Genomic DNA, 19,840 nt, shown 5'->3' with positions numbered 1-19,840 from the left:
AGGCACAAACATCCATTGCACCCCGTCACAAGGAGCTCTCCTCATGTCTCAGCCTCTCCTCATCACCGGCGCCGGCGGTCAGCTCGGGCGGCGCGTCGTCGATCTCTTGCTCGCGCAGGGCGCGCGTCCCCTCATCGTCACGACCCGGCACCCGGAGAAGCTCGGCGAGCTCCGCGACCGCGGCGTCGAGGTGCGGCGCGCGGACTTCGACGCGCCCGCTTCGCTCGCGGAGGCGTTCGCCGGCGCGGCGCGGCTGCTGCTCATCAGCACCGACGCGCTGGATCGCCCGGGCCGGCGCCTCGCGCAGCACCGGAGCGCGATCGAGGCCGCGGTGAAGGCGGGCGTGCAGCACGTGGTCTACACGTCCCTGACCAACCCCGGGCCGGGCTCGCCGATCGCGATCGCGCCCGACCACCAGGGCACCGAGGACGCGCTCGCAGAGAGCGGGCTCGGCGCCACCGTCCTGCGCAACAACCTCTACGCCGATCTCCTCCTCGGCTCGCTGCAACGCGCGCTGGCGACGGGCCAGCTCGTCGCCGCGGCCGGCGACGGCAGGACCGGCTACGTCACGCGCGAGGACTGCGCCCGCGCCGCGGCCGCAGCGCTCGCGGCCGACTTCGACGGCAAGCGCGTGCTCGATATCACCGGCCCGGCAGCGCTCTCTCAGGGCGAGATCGCCCGGATCACCTCGGAGCTCACGGGCAAGCCGATCGCGTACGTCCCCATCCCGCGCGAAGCGCTGGAGCAGGGCATGCGGCAGGCTGGCCTGCCCGCGGCGATGGCCACGCTCTTCGCCTCCTTCGACGAGGGGATCGCTCGCGGCACGCTGGATGTGGCCACGAACGCGGTCGAGGAGCTCACCGGCGAGCCCGCCGAGGACGTGCAGAGCTTCCTCGCGCGCCACGTGGCTGCCCTGCGCGGAGCGGTCGCGGCCTGACCCCGCGTCGCGGTCGCGGCCGCGGCGGCAGGGGCCGAACGCCGGGAATCACCTGGGAAGGAGCGAGGGGCGGCGGCGCCGCCGCGCCAGCGCGCCGGGTCAACCCCGAAGCGCCGGGCGCCGCCGCCGCGCCAGCGCGCCGGGTCAACCCCGGAGCGCCGGGCGCCGCCGCCGCGCCAGCACGCCGAGCGCCGCCACGGCCGCCGCCCACCCGGCGCCCTCCGCGCTTTCGCCCGCCGCGCCGACGGCTGCCGCGCGGCAGCCGCTGCCGCCGCCGTCATGACCCGAGGAGCCACCGGGCCCAGGCCCAGGCCCGGGCCCAGGCCCAGGCTCGGTGTGCGGCGAGGGCCTCACGGGCAGCGCAATCGCCGCGGTGTCATTGCCGGGCTCCGGATCGCAGGCGCTCGCGCCCGACGCGCTCGCGGAGATCCGCACCTCGGCCCCGGTCGCCGCCGCGACGACCCTGACGGTCGCCGCCGCGCCGGGCGCGAGATCGCCGAGCTCGCAGCGCCCGCCGGCGCAGCCCGACGGCCCCGACATCGCCGCCACCCGCGCGCCCGTGACCTCCACCGTCACCGAGGCTCCCGCCCGGGCCGTCGGCCCCTCGTTCGTCACCGTGACCGTCGCCTCGAAGGGCGCACCCGCGCGGATGGCCCGCCGCGGCCCGGCGATCGCCGCGGAGAGGTCGCCCTCCTCCAGCGTGGCCGCCTCCGAGAGGCGGACGATCTCGTACCGCCGCGCGGGCACGTTCGCATGGTGCAGGAGCAGCACGTCCCCTCCCCCGGCAGCGCGGATCGCCAGCGCCTCCGCCGCGGGGAAGAACGGCTGCCCCTCGTGGCCCTCGGCCGCCGTGTCCAGCTCCGGCTGGAACGGGTTGAACCTCGCCCACGGCGTCCTGTCCGCGGGCTCGATCCCCCCGAGCGAGAGCGCCGCGCCAAGGCGCGACACCCGGGAGACGCCCGCGTACCCGATCTCGACGGGCTCGCCGGCCGCGTCCACGCCGAGATCGGCGAGGCGCACGGGCAGCACGAGCACGTTGTTGAAGTAGGGCTGCGTCGCGAAGGTCTTCTCCCCCGTGGTGAACACCCCGCCGGCCGCGGGCGGCAGCTCGATGTTGGCGGGGAGCGACGTCTGGAGGTACTCGCCCGTCGCCAGATCGAGCACGCGCGTGAACAGCGCGTCCGAGGCGAGCACGTTGGAAGGCGCCGGCCCCCAGACCCAGTATGACTCGACCGTGACCAGGTGATCCTCGACGCCGTCGAGGTCGGCGTCCACGTAGATCCCGACGTCGGACAGGTACCCGCGCGCGGGCGTGGTCCAGTCTCCGGCCACGGCCACGCCGAAATACACGACGGTGTCCCCGGGCGCGCCGCGCTCCTCGGCGGCGACCCGGTTCGTCGCCGCGCCCACCGCCACCAGGTCGTTGCGGGGCGGGAGCGCCGGGTCCACGGGGCTCGTCGCGCCGAGCTCGAAGGCGGTGATCACCGGCTCCGGCGTGCTCCCGATGCCGCTCACGGGCACCGAGATCAGCCCGTCGCCGAGCCCGGGCCGGCACCCGACCGGCGCCTCCGCGCGCCGGTCCTCGGCCCCGCGGAGGACCGCGTGGTACGGCACCACGGCCGCGGCGGCGGCCTGCCCCTCGGGCACCAGCTCGAGCAGCCCCGAGGCCTCCGTGAGCAGCACCCGCGGGCGCCACGCGTCGGAAGCGTCGACGCGGACCGTCGAGAGCGGGCCCGTGAAGCCATCGGTGAAGAAGTCAGGCAAGGGTCCGCTCACGGCGAGCGTCAGCTCCACGGTCGCGGCGCCGCCCGCCGGGACCGCGATCACGGCGGGCGAGACCGTCACGTCCACGTTCGGGATCGGCTTGGCCTGCCTCACGTTGACCGCGAGCGTCACCGGCGCGGCCCCGCGGTTCGTGATCACCACCCGGCGGCTTGCCTCGGCGGCGCCCGTGGAGAGGACGATGCCGAGGGACACCGCCACCTCGCCCGGCTCGCCGTCCACGCGGGCGCTCACCGCGGCGGAGGCGGCGGCGTCCGCCTGCACGCGGCCGGCCCCCGTGAACGACCTGGGGACCAGGACCTCGTCCGCGCCCACGACCGGCGCGGCGGTGCTCATGAGCAGCTCCTTGATCTCGAGCGGGCCGAGCTCCGGACGCGCCTGCCGCACGAGCGCCGCCGCGCCGCTCACCACGGGCGTGGCCATCGAGGTCCCGCCGAGCGGGAGCCCCTCGCCGCCGGTCCCCATCGCGGCCGAGACGATCGCCGCCCCCGGCGCGGCGATCTCGGGCTTGAGCCGCCCGTCCGCCGCGCTCGGGCCGCGGGAGCTGAAGTCGGCGATGGTGTCGGCGCTGCGCGTGAGATCCAGCGTCACGCCGGCGTCGATGACGGCCTGCGCGCCGGGCAGCGCCCGCTTGATCTTCTCGCCGTGCGCCCACCGCAGCATGAAGACCGGCATCTCGGGCTCGCCCGACGCCGAGAACGGCTGGTCCATCCAGTTCATGTCGACGTTGTCGACGAGGAGCAGCGCCGCCGCCCCCGCCTGGGCCGCGTGGGTGTACTTGACGTCGTACGGGCAGGCGCCGCGGTCGATCATCGCGATCCTGCCCGCGAGCGTGCCGGCGTTGGCGAGGGGCGCGCAGCCGTCCGCGGGCTCGGCCCGGACGATCTCCGCCGCGATCGGCCCCACGGCGCCGATCTGCGGGCCCTTCGGGGTCGTGGCCAGGGGGTAGGTCCCGGCGACGTCCGCCGGCGCGGTGACGGTCAGCGCGAGCCACGTCGACGTGCTCGCGTCCCGGTGCGCGGCCGCCACGCTGAGCGCCTCCGGCAAGGAGCCCGGCGCCGTGGTCGTGAAGTACGCGTCGAAGTAGTGCCCGTAGTTGCCGCCGGCCGCGACGAGCAGGGTCCCGGCCGCGGTGAGGTTCTTCACGGCCTCGGCCTCGAGCGGCGACGTGTAGGCGAAGGCTCTGCCGAACGAGGCGTTCACCACGTCGAGGCGATCCGACACGTCCCCGTCCTCGTCCGGATCGGCGGCGCGCTCGAACGCGGCCATGTGCAGCTCGGTCTCGGCGCTGACGTCGCAGCCGAAGATCTTGAGCGCGTAGATCTCGGCGCGCGGCGCGACGCCGGGGAAGATCGCGAACGCGCTCGGGTCGAGCGAGGCGTTGTAGGGCCCCGGGTAGCTGGCCCCGTCCAGCACGCCCGAGCCCGCCGCGATGCCGGCGACATGGGTGCCGTGTCCGTTGCAGTCGAGCGGATCGGCGTCGGGCGCGGGGGTCGGCGAGCCGACCAGGCCGAGGGAGTCGTAGTCGTCGCCCACGAGGTCGACCCCGCCGGTGACCTTCTTGGTGGGGAAGGTTCCCGGCTCGACCGCCGCGCGGTCGTTCGCGGCGTACGCCGCGGGTGAGCCGGCGCCGCCGAGCTGCGCGTGGAGGTAATCGACGCCGGAGTCGATGATCCCGATGCGGATCCCGGCCCCGTCGAGCCCCGCGGCGCTCTCCCAGAGCGGCGGCGCGCCCACCCGCGGGACCGCCTCGCTCAGCGCCTGCCGCACGGGCAGCGCCGGCTCGACGCGGGCCACGCGCGGCAGCTTGGCGATCGCGCCGAGGGCCCGCGCGGGGACGCGGATCTGGACGGCGTTGGCCACGCGGAGCAGGTCGGCCACGATCACGGCGCCCTCGGCCTCGAGCTGCGTGCGGAGCCGGGCGTGCTCGCCCGCGAGCGCCTCGAAGCGCGCCCGCGCGATCTTGCGGGACTCCGGGGAAGCGACGCTCTTGCCGCGCGGGAGCGAGGCGATGACGGAGGGGCCCTCGAGCACGACGTACGCCGAGGCCCAGCGCTCCTCCGCGAGGGCGGGGCGCGCGGCCGCGTCGCCTGCGGGCTCGGCGCCCGCAGGCGCGACCGCAGGCGACCCGGCCGGGTCGGCGCATCCCCAGGCGCAAGCGGCGGCGAGGAGCAGCGGGAGGGCGGTCCGTGGACCGCGATGGTGAGCGGGAGGAAAAATCATCCAGGCCGCCACAGCAACCGACGCGCCACGCCGACCCGCGCGCCAGCAGGCGTGCGCGCCGGAGAGCGGAGCCGCGCTCGTCGGGGCGCCGCAGATCCGGGGCGATCAATTCGAGCGAGCGCGGCTCAACTTGCGCATGTTCCGCGCAACCACCTCGGCGGTCCACGGGCGGCGCTGCTCCGTTTCAGGCGAGCGCCGGCGCTCAGGAAGCCTGGCAGCAATACAATGCCATGTTGTCGCGGTGATCTCGGCCGCACTCCGCGCCTGATTTGCGCGGGCGTGGTGCCCGGGGGGAGTCGGCCGGTGGGCAGCGCCCTGACCCACGATGTCGGCGCGAGCTCGGTGCGGTGTGTCCATCCGGCGTCCGCTCACTCCGCGGCGAAGCAGTAGACGCGGCCGTTGCCGCCTGCCGGAGCGGTGTCGGCGCAGCTGCCGTTCGCGTGCACCGAGTTCCACGGCCGGTACATGTCGGCCATGCTCTGCATGGGGCCGAGCCCGTCGGAGTGCCCGACCCAGGCGGTGAGGTTCGGGTCCTCGGACGTCCAGTCCTCGCAGGTCTGACCGACCTTGAGGGTGCCGTCTCGGTTCGTGCCGGTGAGGATATCGTGCTGGTTCGGCTGGGGGGAGTCCGGCCACTGGCCCGGCACCATCTCGCCCTTTTCGTCGAGGAACACCGTGTGATCGCCGAACCTCGTGTGCAGCTCCTCGAGGTTCGCGGCCAAGAGCTCGAGCTTCGCGTTGTACCAGGGGCCCGCGCCGATCCGGTCCCTGGCGTGCACCGGCTGGTCGTCCGGGCCCTTCTCGACGCTGAGGTAGGCGCGCCATGTCCTCGCTCCGGCGCCGACCGCGGCGGCCAGCTCCTGGCACCGCCGATCCGCTCCGGCGAGCCCGCCCAGGTTCGCGGTCGTGCTCCCGGAGCTCGACACGAAGAAGCTGAGCGAGGGCCCCGCGCTGCTTCCGCCGCCGCCGTTGCCACCGCCGCCGTCGCTGCCGCCACCCCCCGTGCCGCCGGCGCCGCCCGTGCCGCCGGCGCCGCCCGTGCCGCCGCTGCCGCTGCCGCTGCTCGCGGCAGTGGTGGTGGTGGTGCTGTTGCCGGTGCTGCCGCTGTTACCGCTGCTCTCATCGTCGCTGCAGCCCGCGACGGCGAGCGAAAAGCCGAGGCCGAGGAGGCCGAGCTTGCGAACATTGCCTGAGCGTGATCGTTCCATGGAAAACTCCTGCACGAGATCCCGTCGTGGGCGCGCACGATAACCTAGTCGGGACGAGTCGATGGCTGGAGTTTGTCCTCGTGGAGGAGTCGAAAGAAGACCTCGTAGTATTTTACAGCTGCTTTTGATCCGCGCCGTCCTTCGTCCTTTGGGGGACAACGGGCTCATGCATGTCTCTGCGGTGATTCGTGGAGCGCGTCGCGCCCGGGGCGCCGCGCGATGCCCCGCAGCGCGGGCCCCATGACGTCAGCCGATGTCAGCCGATGTCAGCCGCCCGCGAGCTCCTGCACCGCAGCGGCCGCGCCGGGTTTGCCCGTATTGCCGGCGGCGTTCGCGTTGCCGCCTGGCCCGCCCTCGCCGGCCGCGCCCACATCGATGTCGACGCCGCTCTTCTGCCTCGGGATCGCGCCGGCATGGGCGATCCCGAAGGACGAGCCGCCCACGCCGCCGCCGCCGGGGCCGCCCGCGCCGCCGGGGCCGCCGGCGCCGCCCGGACAGCCGCCCTGCACCCCGCCGTTGGGTGGTCCTCCAGGGCCGCCGGCGCCGCCCTCGCCGCCGGGCTGACCGTCGCCGCCGTCGCCGCCGGCGCCGCCGTCGCCCGCCGTGATCTGCACGTCGGTGAGCACCAGCGCCGCGCCCACGCTCGCGAGCCCGATGCTCGCTCCCCCGGGACGACCGCCGGCGCCGCCCGCGCCGCCGCACCCGCCGGCGCCGCCGCTTCCGCCGCTCGCGCCGGCCAGGTTCAGCAGCTGCGGCACGCACAGGCCGCCGGCGGTGCTGCCGCCGCCGCCCCCGCCCTGGCCGGGTCGCCCCGGCGAGCCGCGCTCGCCCGCGGCGCCCTCGTAACCGGTCGTGGTGAGGCGACCGAGCCCCTCCCCGCCCTTGCCCGGCCCGCCGTCCTCGCCCCTCGCGCCCGGCGTTCCAGGCGCGCAGCCCGCATTGCCGCCATTGCCCCCGCCGAGCGCGGGCAAACCGGCCATCCCCGGTATGCCCGCGCCGGACGTAGATGCGCCGCCGGCGCCGCCGACAGACTCGCTACAGGCCAGGTTCACCGTGGGCGGCGAGGACAGACCCGCGCCGAGGCATGCGGGCGTGCCGATCGCGCCGTTCGGTCCCCCCTCGGCCGGCGAGACCGGCGCGGCAGGGCCGCCCGCCGCGCCGTTGCCCGCGGCGAGCGTGCACCGGGTCAGCTCGGCGGTCGCGCCGAGGGCCAGCACGGCGATGGATGAGCCGCCCGGCTCCACCGCGGAAGAGGCCTGGAACCAGAAATCCTCGATCCGCGTCGTTCCCTCGCCGCCGCGCAGGATCGCCGGCACGACGCCGGGCTCGGTGGCGACCGTGGTCTTTGCGCCGTCGCCCATCCACGTCCATCGGCCCGCGCACGCGAGGCCGCCGAAGAGCGCCACGCCGGGCCGGACGTCGATCGGCTCGTGGAATGCCTCGGCGCACGCGTAAACGCGCTTCTTTCCCTGCGCGGCGAGCTCGATGGCCCTGGAAAGCGTCTTTACGGGCGCGACCCGGGTGCCGGGATTGAGGTCGTTCCCCGACGTGGCCACGAAGATGCCGAGGCGGTCCTGGAGCACACACACGTCCTCCGCGGGAGACAGCGCGCCGTCGCAGCCGCCGTCGCCGCCGTCGCCGCCGTCGCCGCCGCCTCCACCGGAGCCGCCGTCGCCGCCGGAGCCGCTCGCGCCGCCGGTGCCCTGCGCCGAGCTGGTGCCGGTGCCGGCGGCGCCGCCGGCGCTCTGGAAATCGCGCTCGGCGGGCGAACACGCGGCGCTCGCGAAGGCGGCGCCGAGCAGGGCGGCCGCGAGGACGCCGCGGACCGGAGCGACGGAAGCCAAGCCGGGAGTCATGGAGTGCTCCATGGGCCCTGCCGCGCGCGCCGTCAACCGAAGCGCCCGGATGCCGCGCCGCCGCTCGGCAACAGCGCGGCGCACCGCGCGCGATAGGCCGGGTCGTCCTCGGTGCAACGCCGCGGCAAGCCGTCGTCGAGGGCGAGCCACGCGACCTGGCTCTCGACGCCGGAATGGCTCGTGGGGCGCACGAGGCCGGGATCGTCCAAGGAACCGACCGCGATCTCGACGACCTCGGAGTCGGGGTACTCGAACGTGAGAGGGGTGCCGCAGGAGGCGCAGAAGCCGCGGCGCGCCAGGGGTGATGAAACGAAATAGGTCGGCGCGATTCCGTCCCACGCGAGCGTCGCGCGGCGGACGGACGTGAGCACGGCAAAGACGTTGCCGAAGGCGCGCTGGCACTGGCGACAATGGCAGTAACCGGTGCGGCCCGGAATGGCGTCGGCGCGGTACCGCACGCGGCCGCACTGGCAGCCGCCGGTGATCGGGATCGATCCGGTCTCTTGCTCAACCTCCGCCATGGGCGAGAGCCTCCACGGGAGAGACGCTGGCATGCGCGGCGGCGGGGCGCCACGAGGCGGCAGGCGCCTCGACGGGAGAGACGCTGGCATGCGCGGCGGCGGGGCGCCACGAGGCGGCAGGCGCCTCGACGGCGATGGCCCGCGCGCCGGGCGGGCGCCGGCCGCGGCGGCGGTCAGCTCGCCATGGCCGCCGCCCGCGGCGCCCCCGCCCCCGCGAGCGCCCGGCGGAAGCTCTCGATCGTCGACCAGAGCCCCTGGCGCAGCGCCACCCGCGGCTCGAACCCGAGCACCCGGCGCGCCAGATCGATCGCGGGCCTCCGCTGCCTCGGATCGTCCTCCGGCAGCGGCCGGTGCACGATCCGGCTCGCGCTCCCGGTCAGCCGGAGGACCTCCTGCGCCAGCTCGAGCACCGTCACCTCGGCCGGATTCCCCAGGTTCACGGGCCCCACGTCCGCCGGGTGCTCCATGAGGCGCAGGCACCCCTCCACCAGGTCGTCGACATAACAGAAGCTCCGCGTCTGCGCGCCGCTGCCGTGGACGGTGATGTCCTCGCCCCGGAGCGCCTGGACGATGAAGGTGCTCACCACCCGCCCGTCGTCGACCGCCATGCGCGGCCCGTACGTGTTGAAGATCCGCGCGATCCTCGCCGACGCCCTCCCCTGACGGTGGAAGTCCATCACCAGCGACTCCGCGCACCGCTTGCCCTCGTCGTAACAGGCGCGCACCCCGATCGGGTTGACCCGGCCGAGGTAGCTCTCCGGCTGCGGGTGCACCTCCGGATCGCCGTAGACCTCGCTCGTGGACGCCTGGAGCAGCCGCGCGCCGTGCCGCTCGGCGCACTCCAGCGCGTGCAGCGCGCCGGCGACGTTGGTGATCGTGGTGCGCACCGGATCGCGCTGGTAGCGCGCCGGGCTCGCCGGCGACGCGAGGTGGTAGATCCTGTCGACCTCGTGATCGAACGGCAGGGCGACGTCGTGCTCCACCAGCCAGAACCGGGGGTTGCGCATCAGGTGGGCCACGGTCTCCGGCGAGCCCGTGGAGAAGTCGTCGAGCGCGATCACCTCGTGGCCTTCCCCGAGCAGCCGCTCGCACAAATGGGAGCCGAGGAAGCCGGCGCCCCCCGTCACCAGGACACGCAGGCTCTTCCCAACCGATCTCGCGTTCGCGTCAGCCATCGGAACACCTCCGTCGTCGCTCCGCCGCCCCGCCGCGGGGCGCGCGGAAGGCGCGTGTCGCGCCGACATGGACATCGCCGCGGGCGCGCCGCGGCGGGGCGGCGGTCGCCGTCGCGGCCTTCACGAGGCGGCCTCGCCCGGGTCGATCATCAGAGGCCCGTCCGCGTACACGGACCCGAGCCGCGCCTCGACGCCGCGGCGCCACGTGTGGAGCTCGCGCAGCCCGTCGCGGACGCCGACGCGCGGCGCCCAGCCGGTGAGCGCCTGGAAAGCGCGGCAGTCGGAGACGTAATACCGCGGGTCGCCCGGGCGAGAGGGGGCGCAGGCGACGGCCGCGGGGCGCCCCTCGAGCTCCGCGACGAGATCGAGCAGCTCGATCAGGCTCACGGCCCTCGCCGGGCCGCCCCCGAGGTTGTAGGCGCGGCCGGACGCGCGCTGCATCTCGCGGCGCGCGAGGAGGAAGGCGTCGAGCAGATCGTCGATGAACAGGGCGTCTCGGACCTGCAGCCCGTCGCCGTACAGGGTGATCGGGTCGCGGCGGATGGCGCGCGCGATGAAGTGGGCGATCCACCCCTGATCCGCGCTCCCGAACTGCCGGGGGCCGTAGACGCAGCTCATCCTGAGCACGGCGGCCTGGAGGCCGAAGGTGCGGGCGTAGTCGAGGACGTACTGGTCCGCGGCGCCCTTGGAGCACCCGTGGGGGCTCTGGAAATCGAGCGGCTGCGCCTCGGAGATGCCGTGATCGCGCGCGGCCTCGCAGAGGGGCAGGTAGCGCTCGCCGTTCCGCGCGAGGGGCAGATCGCGCAGGTCGCCGTAGACCTTGCGGGAGGAGGCGAAGAGGAGCGGCGGCGGGTGCTGCATCTTCCGGAGGGCCTCGAGCACGTTGAGCGTGCCGCGCGCGTTCACCTCGAAGTCGTGCGCCGGGTCCGAGGCGCTCCGCGAGGCGGCGACCTGCGCGGCGAGGTGGAAGACGAACGAGGCCCGCCGCACGGCGTCGTCCACGGCCTGTGGATCGCGGATGTCGCTCACCAGGACGTCCACGCCGGCGCCGTGGTGCTCGCGGAGGAGGTCGACGTTGCGCTCGACGAACGCGCGCGAGAGGTTGTCGAAGACGATGACGCGCTCCCCCTCGCGGAGCAGCCTATCGGCGAGGCTCGAGCCGATGAAGCCGGCTCCCCCCGTGATCAGGACAGCATTAGACATATCTTGCTCCGTTCCGGTCAGGACGAGCAGCGGGCGGCGCGAGCGGGCGAGCTCGCGGGCGAGCGGGCCGGGCGCGACGGCGCGCGCAGGCCGAGCGCCTGGAGGAGGAGCCGGCCCGACGCGCGACGTTCGATATCCCCACCCGGTCCGCGCCGCGCCGCGCCGCGCTGGAGTCCTTGAGCAGACAGCGATTAACATGCGGTGTGGAGACCCGCAATCCGATCAGAGCCGCTTTGTCGTTGCGCCGGCGTCGGGCCCGCCGCGGTACGCGGAGCGGCGTATGGATCGGCCGGAGTCCGGCGCAGGCCGTGTGTCGCGCGGGGATCTCGGCGCTGGACGTGGACGGGGCGAGACGAGCTTGCGACGAGCGCGGCGCCGGACGGTGCCACGACGACGGGCGAGACGAGCTTGCGACGAGCGCGGCGTGGGACGGTGCCACGAGGGCGTGAGCCGCCTCGGCGCGGGGCGGAAGCGCGCGAGCGGGCGCGCCGTCCGCGCTTGTAGCTCGGCGCCGCCGGCATTCCGGTCAGCCGGCTCAGTTTACCTGGCCGTCGGCGCGATCGGCCGAGGACCGGTTACGCGTGGTGATCGGGATCGAGCGGGAAGGCGGGGAGGCGGGGAGGCGGGGAGGCGGGGAGAAGAGAGCGGTGTTGTCCCCGCCCGAGGGATCACTTCGGGGTGGCGATCGCGGTCGGCTGGCCCGTCAGGCGAAGGTAGATGTACACCTGCCCGAGGAGGGCGACCGGGTACGCCACGAACACGCCGATGCAGCAGGCGATCACGCCCACGAGGACGATCGCGAAGACGATCGCGGCGTAGGCGAAGAGGCCGCCCTTGTGCCCCGTCGTGATCCGCCAGCTCTCCTTCAGCGCGTCGACGGCGCCCAGGTTCCTGTCGACGATGAGCGGCATCGTCATGCTCAGGCCCAGGGCGGCGATGACGCCGGGGACGATGAGCAGGACGAAGCCGATGCCGATGGCCAGGGACATGAGGAGCTGTGCGCCGAGGATGGAGAGGAACCACCGCCCGCCGCTGAAGATGTCGTTGAATGCGTACGGCTGTCCGCGGGCGACCTTCAGGGCGAAGCTGTAGAGGCCTCCCATCAGGTAGCTGCTGACCACCATGCCGATCAGCTGCATGCCGCTCTGGATGGCCGACCCCAGGCCCGGCGCGTCCTGCGCGAGCGCCGACTGGATGCCTCCGCCGATGCCGCCCGGGATGCCCGCGATGAACCCGACGACGAACACGGCGGCGATGAGGTTCACCGGGTCGCGCTTGACGTGCTCCCAGGCGAAGGATGCCGCCTCGCTCGCTCCCCACGACGAGGGGTTGCCCGCGCCCGGCCCGTAGCCCGGCGGGTATCCAGCGGGCCCGCCGCCCGGCGGCTGGCCGTAACCGGGCGGCCCGTAGCTGCCGCCGCCCGGGGGTGGCCCATAACCGCCGCCCCCCGGGGGCTGACCCCAGCCGCCGCCCCCCGGCGGCTGACCCCAGCCGCCGCCGCCCGGGGGCGCCCCGCCTGGAGGCGACCCGTAGCCGCCGCCTGGGGGCGACCCGTAGCCGCCGCCGCCCGGGGGCGGCCCGTAGCCGCCTCCGCCGGGCGGTTGGCCGTACCCGCCGCCGGGAGGCGCGCCTGCGCCGCCTGGAGGCTGGCCGTAGCCGCCGCCGGGCGGTTGGCCGTACCCGCCGCCGGGAGGCGCGCCCGCGCCGCCGGGAGGTTGGCCGTAACCGCCACCAGGAGGCTGCCCGTAGCCGCCGCCGGGAGGCGCGCCCGCGCCGCCGGGAGGTTGGCCGTAGCCGCCGCCGGGAGGCTGCCCGTAGCCGCCGCCGGGAGGCGCGCCCGCGCCGCCGGGAGGTTGGCCGTAGCCGCCGCCGGGAGGCGCGCCCGCGCCGCCTGGAGGTTGGCCGTAGCCGCCGCCGGGCGGTTGGCCGTAGCCGCCGCCGGGAGGCGCGCCCGCGCCGCCTGGAGGTTGGCCGTAGCCGCCTCCGCCAGGGGGTTGCCCGTAGCCGCCTCCGCCAGGGGGCTGCCCGTAGCCACCGCCGCCAGGAGGCGCGCCCGCGCCGCCAGGAGGCTGCCCGTAACCACCACCGCCCGGAGGTTGCCCGAAACCGCCACCACCAGGAGGCGCACCCGCGCCGCCGCCTGCCCCTCCGCCCCAGCCGCCTTGGCTCATCTTGTCTCCACTGGTGTAGATACCAACGGCCTCCACTATACGTGGAGGGCGCCGGTGCGAAACAACTAACTTCTGGCCATGGGCCGAGCGTCCCCATGGGCGCCTGTTTCCGCTGTGAGTCGCCGCCGCCAAGAGCCCGCCTGTACCAGCGTGCAGGGTGACGCGAGCGCGCGCTCGGGAGGGAAGCACGAATCGAACGCTCGAGTTCGGGCTCTCCCACGCCGCAGGATATCCACCGTGGGACTCGGAGGTGTGGCTCTCGGAAGGGCGGCCAATCCATGGAAAGGCGGCCAACGCCCCTGCAGCGCCAGACGGCAAGCACGCGCGCGCCGCAACCTCACGCGCTCCGCAGCACAGCGCTCCGCAAGCTCACGTGCGCCGCAGCACAGCGCTCCGCAAGCACAGCGCTCCGCAAGCACAAAGCACATGCGCCCGCGCGCGCGTTATCCGGCGCGGGGCCTCCCAGCGCCCTCGCAGGCGCTTATCTCGCCGGCCGGGCGTCGAGGCACAGCCCGGCGATGCTGCTGTTGAACGAGGTCCCATCGTCGCGCCGGACCTCGGCGGTGTTGCCCGTGAGCGGCGACGAGAACACCTCAACGACCACGCCGGCGCCCCCCTTGGAGGTCACGGCGCGGCCGACGAAAGCGCCCGGCGCCAGGTCCTCGATCGGAGACCCCGGTGCGATCACCTGCTCCTCGGGCAGCTCATCGCGCCGGAACGAGCCGAACAGCACCACCGTGCTCCCGTCCTCTCGCACCGCAATTTTCCCGACACACTGTCCGACGGGCGTGCCGACGACCGCGTAGCGCACCGTTGCGTCCACCGGCACGCGCCTCGACTCCGCCGTGATCACGACGATCATGGTGATGACGAACACGGCGGCCGGGACCGCCAGCGCGATCGCCACGACCGCCGCGGCGGCGCCGGACGTCGCCCGGCTGAAGGCGGCGAGCTCGGCGCTCACGGCGCGCTCGAAGGACTCCAGGATGACGACGTGGCGGGCGCGCGCCCGCTCCAGGACGGCCGGCGCGACGAGGTTGTCGGCGGCGCAGAAGCCGCAGCGCGCGATCGCGCCATCGCCGCCGTGGCCGCCGTCGAGCGGGGCGCCGCACACGTGGCACGCGGCCGGCTCGCCCGGAGCGGCGGGGGGGCGCGCGGCGCACGCCTCCTCGATCCGCCGCTGCCGGCGGCGCACGAACGCGAGCACGGCCGCGCCGGTGCCGACCGTGCCGAGCCACGCCGCCACCGTCATCGCGCCCATGACGAGGTTGCCCTCGGTGTTGGGGCTGACCCACATCCCGAGGAGCATGATCGCGCAGAACCCGGTGACGGGCACCGCCGCGAGCGCGAACACGACGAGCAGCCGCGCGTGCCGGCGCGACGCCGTGGCCAGCGTCCGCCGCAGCGCCTCCGAGAGCTGGCGGCGGCGGACGTCGGTCTGGAACAGCACGTGCGCCGCTGCGCGCATGCCCTGCGAGGCCTCCCCGGGCGGCGGGCCGCGGTAATGGCAGGCCGCGCAGGCCATGAGATCCGGGCTGGCGAGGGACACCGGCGCAGGGCGCCCGCAGCGCGGGCAGTGCACGGCGAGCATCGGGGCGATTCTACGCCGGCCGTGCGACGGCGGGTCAAGGCCGGCCGCGCGACGGGCGGCGGAGGTCGGGCAGGACCGGCGGCACGCCACCGGCGCACCCCACACGGGCGCCTCGCCGGGGTCGCTCCGGCAGGAGATGAGGAGGCTTCGTCGTCGGCATCCGCCGCCTTCTCCGACACGACGCGCCTCCGCGGATGGTAGGCTGCGGACATCATGACCGAGCTGCTGGGACTCGTGTTCTCGCCGTGGACGGAGAAGGCGCGCTGGGCGCTCGACGTCCGGCGCGTGCCGTACACCTTCCGCCACTACCTGCCGTTGATCGGCGAGCCGGCGCTCCGGCTGAAGGTCCGTCGGCTGACGGGGCGGGTCAGCGTGCCGGTGCTCACGACGGGCGACGGGCGCGTCATCGAGGACTCGGCGAACATCGCGCGCTGGGCCGACGGGCAGGGCGCCGGTCCGACGCTGTTCCCTCCCGAGCACGAGGCCGCGATCGCGCGCTTCGTGGAGCTGTCGGAGCGCGCGCTCGCCGCCGGGCGCGCCCGCTCGCTGGTCCGCATGTTGTCCGACGACGAGGCGCTCGCCGAGATGGCGCCGCCGCCGCTCCGCCGCGCGCTCGGTCCCTTGGCGTCGCGGATCGGGCACATGGGCGTCGGGCGCACGCTCCGGAAGTACGGCGGGCACGAGGCCGACGGGGAGACGCACCGGCGGACGCAGATCGAGGTGCTGGAGGAGCTCCGCGCGGCGCTGGCGAAGGCGCCGTCCGGAGGGGCGGTGAAGACGCTCTTCGGGCAGCTCACGTTCGCCGATATCGCGGCGGCCCAGGCGCTCGTGTTCGGGGGGCCGCCGGCAGAGCTGAAGCTCGGCGACGCCAGCCGGCGGTGCTTCACCGACCCCGAGCTGCGTGAGCGCTACGCCGACGTGATCGCGTGGCGCGACGAGCTGTACCGCGCCTTCAGGACGGCCGCGCCGGCGGCGTGAGGCGCGGGCGGCGTGGGGCGGGCGGAGGCTGCGGCGACAGGCGGGGCGCCGCAGCCGTGCATGGATGAGGTAGAGCCGGGGGAGCTGGCGGCCGTGGCTGCCTGGCAACGGGACCGCGGGGCACAGTACAAGCGGCAGGCGACCAGCGGGCCCTCGGCTGGAGGATTGTCCGATCGGTGGAGCGGGTTATACGTCTCCTACCACGGAGAGGACGAAGTCAGTCTTGGCGCGTGTATACGCCTCCCTGTCCGTACGGTGCTGGGCCGCTAACTCCTCCTTGAGAAGAGCGTAGCGCTTCGCGAGCTCCGCGTCGGAGCGCAGCACATCGCGGAAGCGCAACCGGCGGCGCCACTCGGGACCATCAAGGACGACGACGTGCAGGTGGTGAGTGCGCCGGCCGTCCGACCAGCGCATGAACCAGCGACGATCCGTCAGGGTGGCGTTGAACTCGGCGGACGTCGTGTAAGCCGAGTCGAGCAGCGGGGCGACGAGCGAGTCCGCGACCGGCATAGACTCGACCCCAGCCAGGAGATCGATGATCGGCTTGGCGGGCATGCCCGGGATGGCCGTGCTCCCGAAGTGCTGCACGTCGAGCAGCTGGGACGGGAACAGGGTCAGGAGACGCGCGCGCTCGGCGGCGAACAGCGCCGGCCACTGCGGGTCATAGGGGACGAGCGCCACCTCTTCGTGGATTGCACGTTCCAAGGACTCGTTTTCGGTCATGGGAATACCTCGAAATGCGCAACTACCCAGGGTTGGACAGCGTCGTGGATGCCGCTCAAGTTATCGTGCGAGGGGCGGATGTCAAACCCGGTTTCGCGGAGAGTTCCAGCTGTCGTTTTCGGGCTGGGGACAACCGGCGCACGAGTAATCCAGCCGATACATTTCAGGACAGCATTCTCGCGGCTCCGCCGAGGTCGCCGCCGCCCTGCTGCCGTGCTCAACCGACGGCGGCGTACCCGTACATGTCCTGACTCTGCTGACCCGGCCGTCACCTAGGCAGGGTGGAGATCTTCAGGATTCACGAAGCAGACCGCAAGAGGTGTTCAAAGTCGCTTTCGCACAGGATGCGAATGTTCTGCCCCTTGGCGATGAGCTCCTCGGCTTTCCGGTGCTTTGAACTCTTTTCGTCACCTGCGAGGCGACGTATGTCCTGATCGCCGACGACCAGCAGCGTGGTGCGTTTCGTTACGCTGTCAGTGACTTCACAACCTGCAGCCGATGCGGCTGCAGCAGCCTCACGGCGCGGAAGTGACAGCGTGCCTGTAAAGACCAACACCTCGCCGTAGAGCGACCCATTGGGATTTGCTTCCAGCGGAGCCGGCAGGTTGATTGGCTGGAGTACGCGCTCGATCCATTGTTCAACGCTGAGCCCTGTGTCAGCGGCTGCGCGGAGTACGATCTCGCCGGCTGCGCGTGCGTCTTCCTGCGCGTCGTGATGGCGAAACATGATGCCAAGTTGATTTGCAACGTTCGCGAGACCGTACCCCGACCTAGAGAATGATGGCCACGCACGTCTTGCGATTTTCGCCGAATCAAGCCACCTGCATTGGTGCGGGGCGAGGCCGTGTTTTTGACACGCGCGCAGCAACGCAGCACGATCAAACGTGGTATGACTGACCACAAGGCGTTGGGTCAACCAAGGCCTCAGTGCTTCATGAATCGCGGCCCACTTCGGGGCAGAGCGAACAGAGGCCTCGCTGATGCCATGAATAGAGATGTTTATCGCATGAAAGAAGTCATCTGGATTGACCAACGAACCCCACGACTCGTGCAGCTTGCCATCCTGAAAGGAAGCGACACCAACTTGACAGATGCTCGACAGATCGGGATTCGCCGTTTCGACGTCAATCACTACGAAGCTCATCCACTGCTCCTTTTGCCTCACGAATATTCAGTTGGGATAGTCGAAACAACATGGCCGGTGACGCAGGCAGGAGAGAGCGGGAGCGGGGAAGCGTTCACCTGAAGACGCGTGTGCGTGAGACACCGCTCGAGCCTTGCTGCTTCTCCCGCTGCCTTCAGGGCCACCACCTTCTTCGAGGCCATCCGATATACCGTCCCGTGTCAAGCGGAGGTGCCTCTGCCTCCGTTGCTCCCGCAGGGAGGAGGGTGCTTTCTTAGCCAGCGGAGCAGATGGAGACCGGCCTCCTTGTCCGACTCGTGCTTCATGTCGGTGATCACTAGATCATACTTGTTGCTCTGCAGTCGTTCGACAGCTTGATCGTTATCGATGACGAGATCGAAGTAGAGACCACGGCTACGGTAGGCCTTTATGAGATGCTCGTTGTTCGTCGGGTAGTCATCGATCCACAGAACCTTCTTCTTGGCAGGGTTCTGGTTCTGAGCGAGCGGCGGCTTCGTCGCGGAGGACTGAAGGAGGACACGAATTTCCTTAGCGATCGCGAGCAGCTCGGTCTCTGCCTGAGGTTTCTTGCGGGTTGAGATGGCTTTTCCGCTCTTGGGAGCGCCGGCTGCGCGCAGCTCAGCGCACGCGTCCGAGGGAATCTCCTCGGTCCTTGCAGACGATACAGCTACCACGATGGCCACCCCACTCTGCGAGGCCAGCGGATATGCCGTCCCGTGTCAAGACCGGGCATGCGCTCGATGGGTGGGCGCGGCCTGGGTCCGGGGGTCCGGCCGACAGGGCAGGGATCCCGCCCGCCGCCTACGTCCCCGCGCAGCAGCGTCCGCTCGTTAGGCCCCGGGCTGCGCCAGCACGCAGACTCGGACCCGGGCATCCGCCCCGCCGACTTGGTGCCCGCCGTGGAGCTCCGTGGAGCCCCGTACCGTGGCGTCACCTGCCGCGCCCCTCCTGGTGGTCCCAACTACATCCGACTGCGAAGCAATCCACCTCTGCTGAAATTTGTCAGGGCACACGCAGGGCACACGAAAGAAGTAAAGACACGGCTCTCGTCGTGTCTTCTCAGTGGAGGCGCCCGGTATCGAACCCGGAGTCGAATCCGCGAGGCGCGTGCGCGAGAGTTACGGCGAACACTGCCTCAGAGCTCTCGAAACCGTCTCTGCGGTCCTGAAGGCGCCAGTTCGCCCTGTGCTCCCGAAGCTTCTCTGCTGAAGTCCCCTGCTGCCACATCAAGGCACCCCCGAGACCCCAAAGCGTGACGAGATCAGAACGCTCCCCGGAATCTCAGCTCAGGACGCTGCTGCTCGGCCCCTGCGACCTGCGCCGCATGAGCCCGGCATGCCGCATGAACCAGCATGCCCGCACCTCCCTGAGAGACACCCCGATGCCCTCCGTGATCCATGAAGCCTTGGTGGAGCTCTTCAAGAACCGCCCTACGCTGGCCGCCGAGATGCTGCACGACGCGCTCGGCCAGCCCGTCCCGACCTTCCAGGAAGCGCGTGTCGAGTCCTCCAACCTCACCGAGATCCTGCCCTCCGACCGCCGGGCGGATCTCGTCCTCGTGCTGGTCGGCGACCAGCAGCGGCCTGCGATGGGCATCGTCGTCGAGGTCCAGCTCGGCGTGGACCTGGACAAGCCGTACGCCTGGCCGGTGTACGTCGCCCAGACGCGGGCCCGGCATCGCTGCCCTACCCAGCTCCTGGTGGTTGCGATCAACCCTGCGATGGCGCGGTGGTGCTCGCGGCCGATCGACACGGGCCACCCTGGCTGGACGCTGACGCCGCTGGTGCTCGGGCCCGAGGCCGTCCCGGTCGTGACCGACGCCGAGCAGGCGAAGGCGGCGCCCGAGGTCGCCGTGCTCTCGGCGATGGCGCACGGGCAGAGCGAGGCCGGAGAGGCCATCGGCGCGGCGTTCCTGGCGGCGGCCCCCGGGCTCGACCAGGAGCGCCGCGCCCTGTACGCAGACCTGGTGCTATCCTCGCTGAACGAAGCGGCGAGGCGAACGTTGGAGGCGATGATGAAGGCCGGATACGAATTTCAGAGCGAGTTTGCACGCAGCTACGCGGCGAAGGGACGGCAGGAGGGCCGGGAGGAGGGCCTCAAGGAGGGGCTGCGAGAGGGCGCCCTCAAGACCAAGGCGCACGACGTGATCGCCGTCCTCGAAGCGCGCGGGCTGGAGGTCCCGGCGGACGTCCGCGAGCGTGTGCTCGCAAGCACCGACCTCGCCGAGCTGGATCGCTGGATCCGCCGGGCCGCGGTCGTCACCGACTCCAGGGAGCTCCTCTCCACGATCGATTCCTGAACGGACGCCGCGGCCCTCCGCAAGTCCGC

General features: G+C 72.8%; 14 protein-coding genes. 3 read left to right on the top strand and 11 right to left on the bottom strand.

Going from position 1 to position 19,840, the window contains the following annotated elements:
- Nucleotides 1-43: 43 nt before the first annotated feature.
- Entirely contained in the window at nucleotides 44-937 is an 894-nt protein-coding gene (locus WMF43_RS49595; RefSeq protein WP_437675942.1) for an SDR family oxidoreductase, read from the top strand.
- 144 nt (nucleotides 938-1,081) lie between these two features.
- On the opposite strand, the gene WMF43_RS49590 is transcribed toward WMF43_RS49595, so the two are convergent.
- The 8 genes from WMF43_RS49590 to WMF43_RS49555 form a co-directional block, all read right to left on the bottom strand.
- On the bottom strand, nucleotides 1,082-4,942 hold the full coding sequence (locus WMF43_RS49590) for a S8 family serine peptidase (protein ID WP_437675941.1): 3,861 nt from the start codon (nucleotides 4,940-4,942) through the stop codon (nucleotides 1,082-1,084).
- A gap of 368 nt (nucleotides 4,943-5,310) precedes the next feature.
- On the bottom strand, nucleotides 5,311-6,150 hold the full coding sequence (locus tag WMF43_RS49585; protein WP_437675939.1) for a hypothetical protein: 840 nt from the start codon (nucleotides 6,148-6,150) through the stop codon (nucleotides 5,311-5,313).
- Between the two features lie 266 nt (nucleotides 6,151-6,416).
- Nucleotides 6,417-8,006 (bottom strand): hypothetical protein, encoded by a 1,590-nt coding sequence (locus WMF43_RS49580; protein WP_437675937.1) that lies wholly within the window; start codon nucleotides 8,004-8,006, stop codon nucleotides 6,417-6,419.
- 32 nt (nucleotides 8,007-8,038) lie between these two features.
- Nucleotides 8,039-8,527 (bottom strand): GFA family protein, encoded by a 489-nt coding sequence (locus tag WMF43_RS49575; RefSeq protein ID WP_437675936.1) that lies wholly within the window; start codon nucleotides 8,525-8,527, stop codon nucleotides 8,039-8,041.
- Between the two features lie 173 nt (nucleotides 8,528-8,700).
- Complete coding sequence (locus WMF43_RS49570) at nucleotides 8,701-9,702, bottom strand: UDP-glucuronic acid decarboxylase family protein (RefSeq protein ID WP_437675934.1); 1,002 nt, start codon at nucleotides 9,700-9,702, stop codon at nucleotides 8,701-8,703.
- A gap of 120 nt (nucleotides 9,703-9,822) precedes the next feature.
- Nucleotides 9,823-10,905 (bottom strand): SDR family NAD(P)-dependent oxidoreductase, encoded by a 1,083-nt coding sequence (locus WMF43_RS49565; RefSeq protein WP_437675932.1) that lies wholly within the window; start codon nucleotides 10,903-10,905, stop codon nucleotides 9,823-9,825.
- Between the two features lie 668 nt (nucleotides 10,906-11,573).
- Entirely contained in the window at nucleotides 11,574-13,076 is a 1,503-nt protein-coding gene (locus WMF43_RS49560; protein WP_437675930.1) for a hypothetical protein, read from the bottom strand.
- 481 nt (nucleotides 13,077-13,557) lie between these two features.
- On the bottom strand, nucleotides 13,558-14,667 hold the full coding sequence (locus WMF43_RS49555; RefSeq protein WP_437675928.1) for a hypothetical protein: 1,110 nt from the start codon (nucleotides 14,665-14,667) through the stop codon (nucleotides 13,558-13,560).
- Between the two features lie 213 nt (nucleotides 14,668-14,880).
- On the opposite strand from WMF43_RS49555, the gene WMF43_RS49550 reads away from it, so the two are divergent.
- On the top strand, nucleotides 14,881-15,645 hold the full coding sequence (locus WMF43_RS49550; protein ID WP_437675927.1) for a glutathione S-transferase N-terminal domain-containing protein: 765 nt from the start codon (nucleotides 14,881-14,883) through the stop codon (nucleotides 15,643-15,645).
- 186 nt (nucleotides 15,646-15,831) lie between these two features.
- Here the strand turns inward: WMF43_RS49550 and WMF43_RS49545 are convergent, their stop codons facing one another.
- The 3 genes from WMF43_RS49545 to WMF43_RS49535 all read right to left on the bottom strand — a co-directional run bounded on the left by WMF43_RS49545 (nucleotide 15,832) and on the right by WMF43_RS49535 (nucleotide 18,195).
- Nucleotides 15,832-16,368, bottom strand: coding sequence for a GrpB family protein (locus WMF43_RS49545; RefSeq protein ID WP_437675925.1), 537 nt, complete (start codon nucleotides 16,366-16,368; stop codon nucleotides 15,832-15,834).
- A 298-nt stretch (nucleotides 16,369-16,666) separates the two neighbouring features.
- Entirely contained in the window at nucleotides 16,667-17,512 is an 846-nt protein-coding gene (locus tag WMF43_RS49540) for an exonuclease domain-containing protein (protein WP_437675923.1), read from the bottom strand.
- 200 nt (nucleotides 17,513-17,712) lie between these two features.
- Nucleotides 17,713-18,195, bottom strand: a complete 483-nt coding sequence (locus WMF43_RS49535; RefSeq protein ID WP_437675921.1) for a hypothetical protein — start codon at nucleotides 18,193-18,195, stop codon at nucleotides 17,713-17,715.
- A 698-nt stretch (nucleotides 18,196-18,893) separates the two neighbouring features.
- Here WMF43_RS49535 and WMF43_RS49530 point away from each other — a divergent pair.
- On the top strand, nucleotides 18,894-19,811 hold the full coding sequence (locus WMF43_RS49530; protein WP_437684247.1) for a hypothetical protein: 918 nt from the start codon (nucleotides 18,894-18,896) through the stop codon (nucleotides 19,809-19,811).
- The last annotated feature ends 29 nt before the right edge of the window (nucleotides 19,812-19,840 follow it).

This window comes from Sorangium sp. So ce131 (assembly GCF_051519095.1).
GTDB lineage: Bacteria > Myxococcota_A > Polyangia > Polyangiales > Polyangiaceae > Sorangium.
Note: the sequence above shows the minus strand (reverse complement) of the source record. Positions and strands in the feature narration are given on the sequence as shown.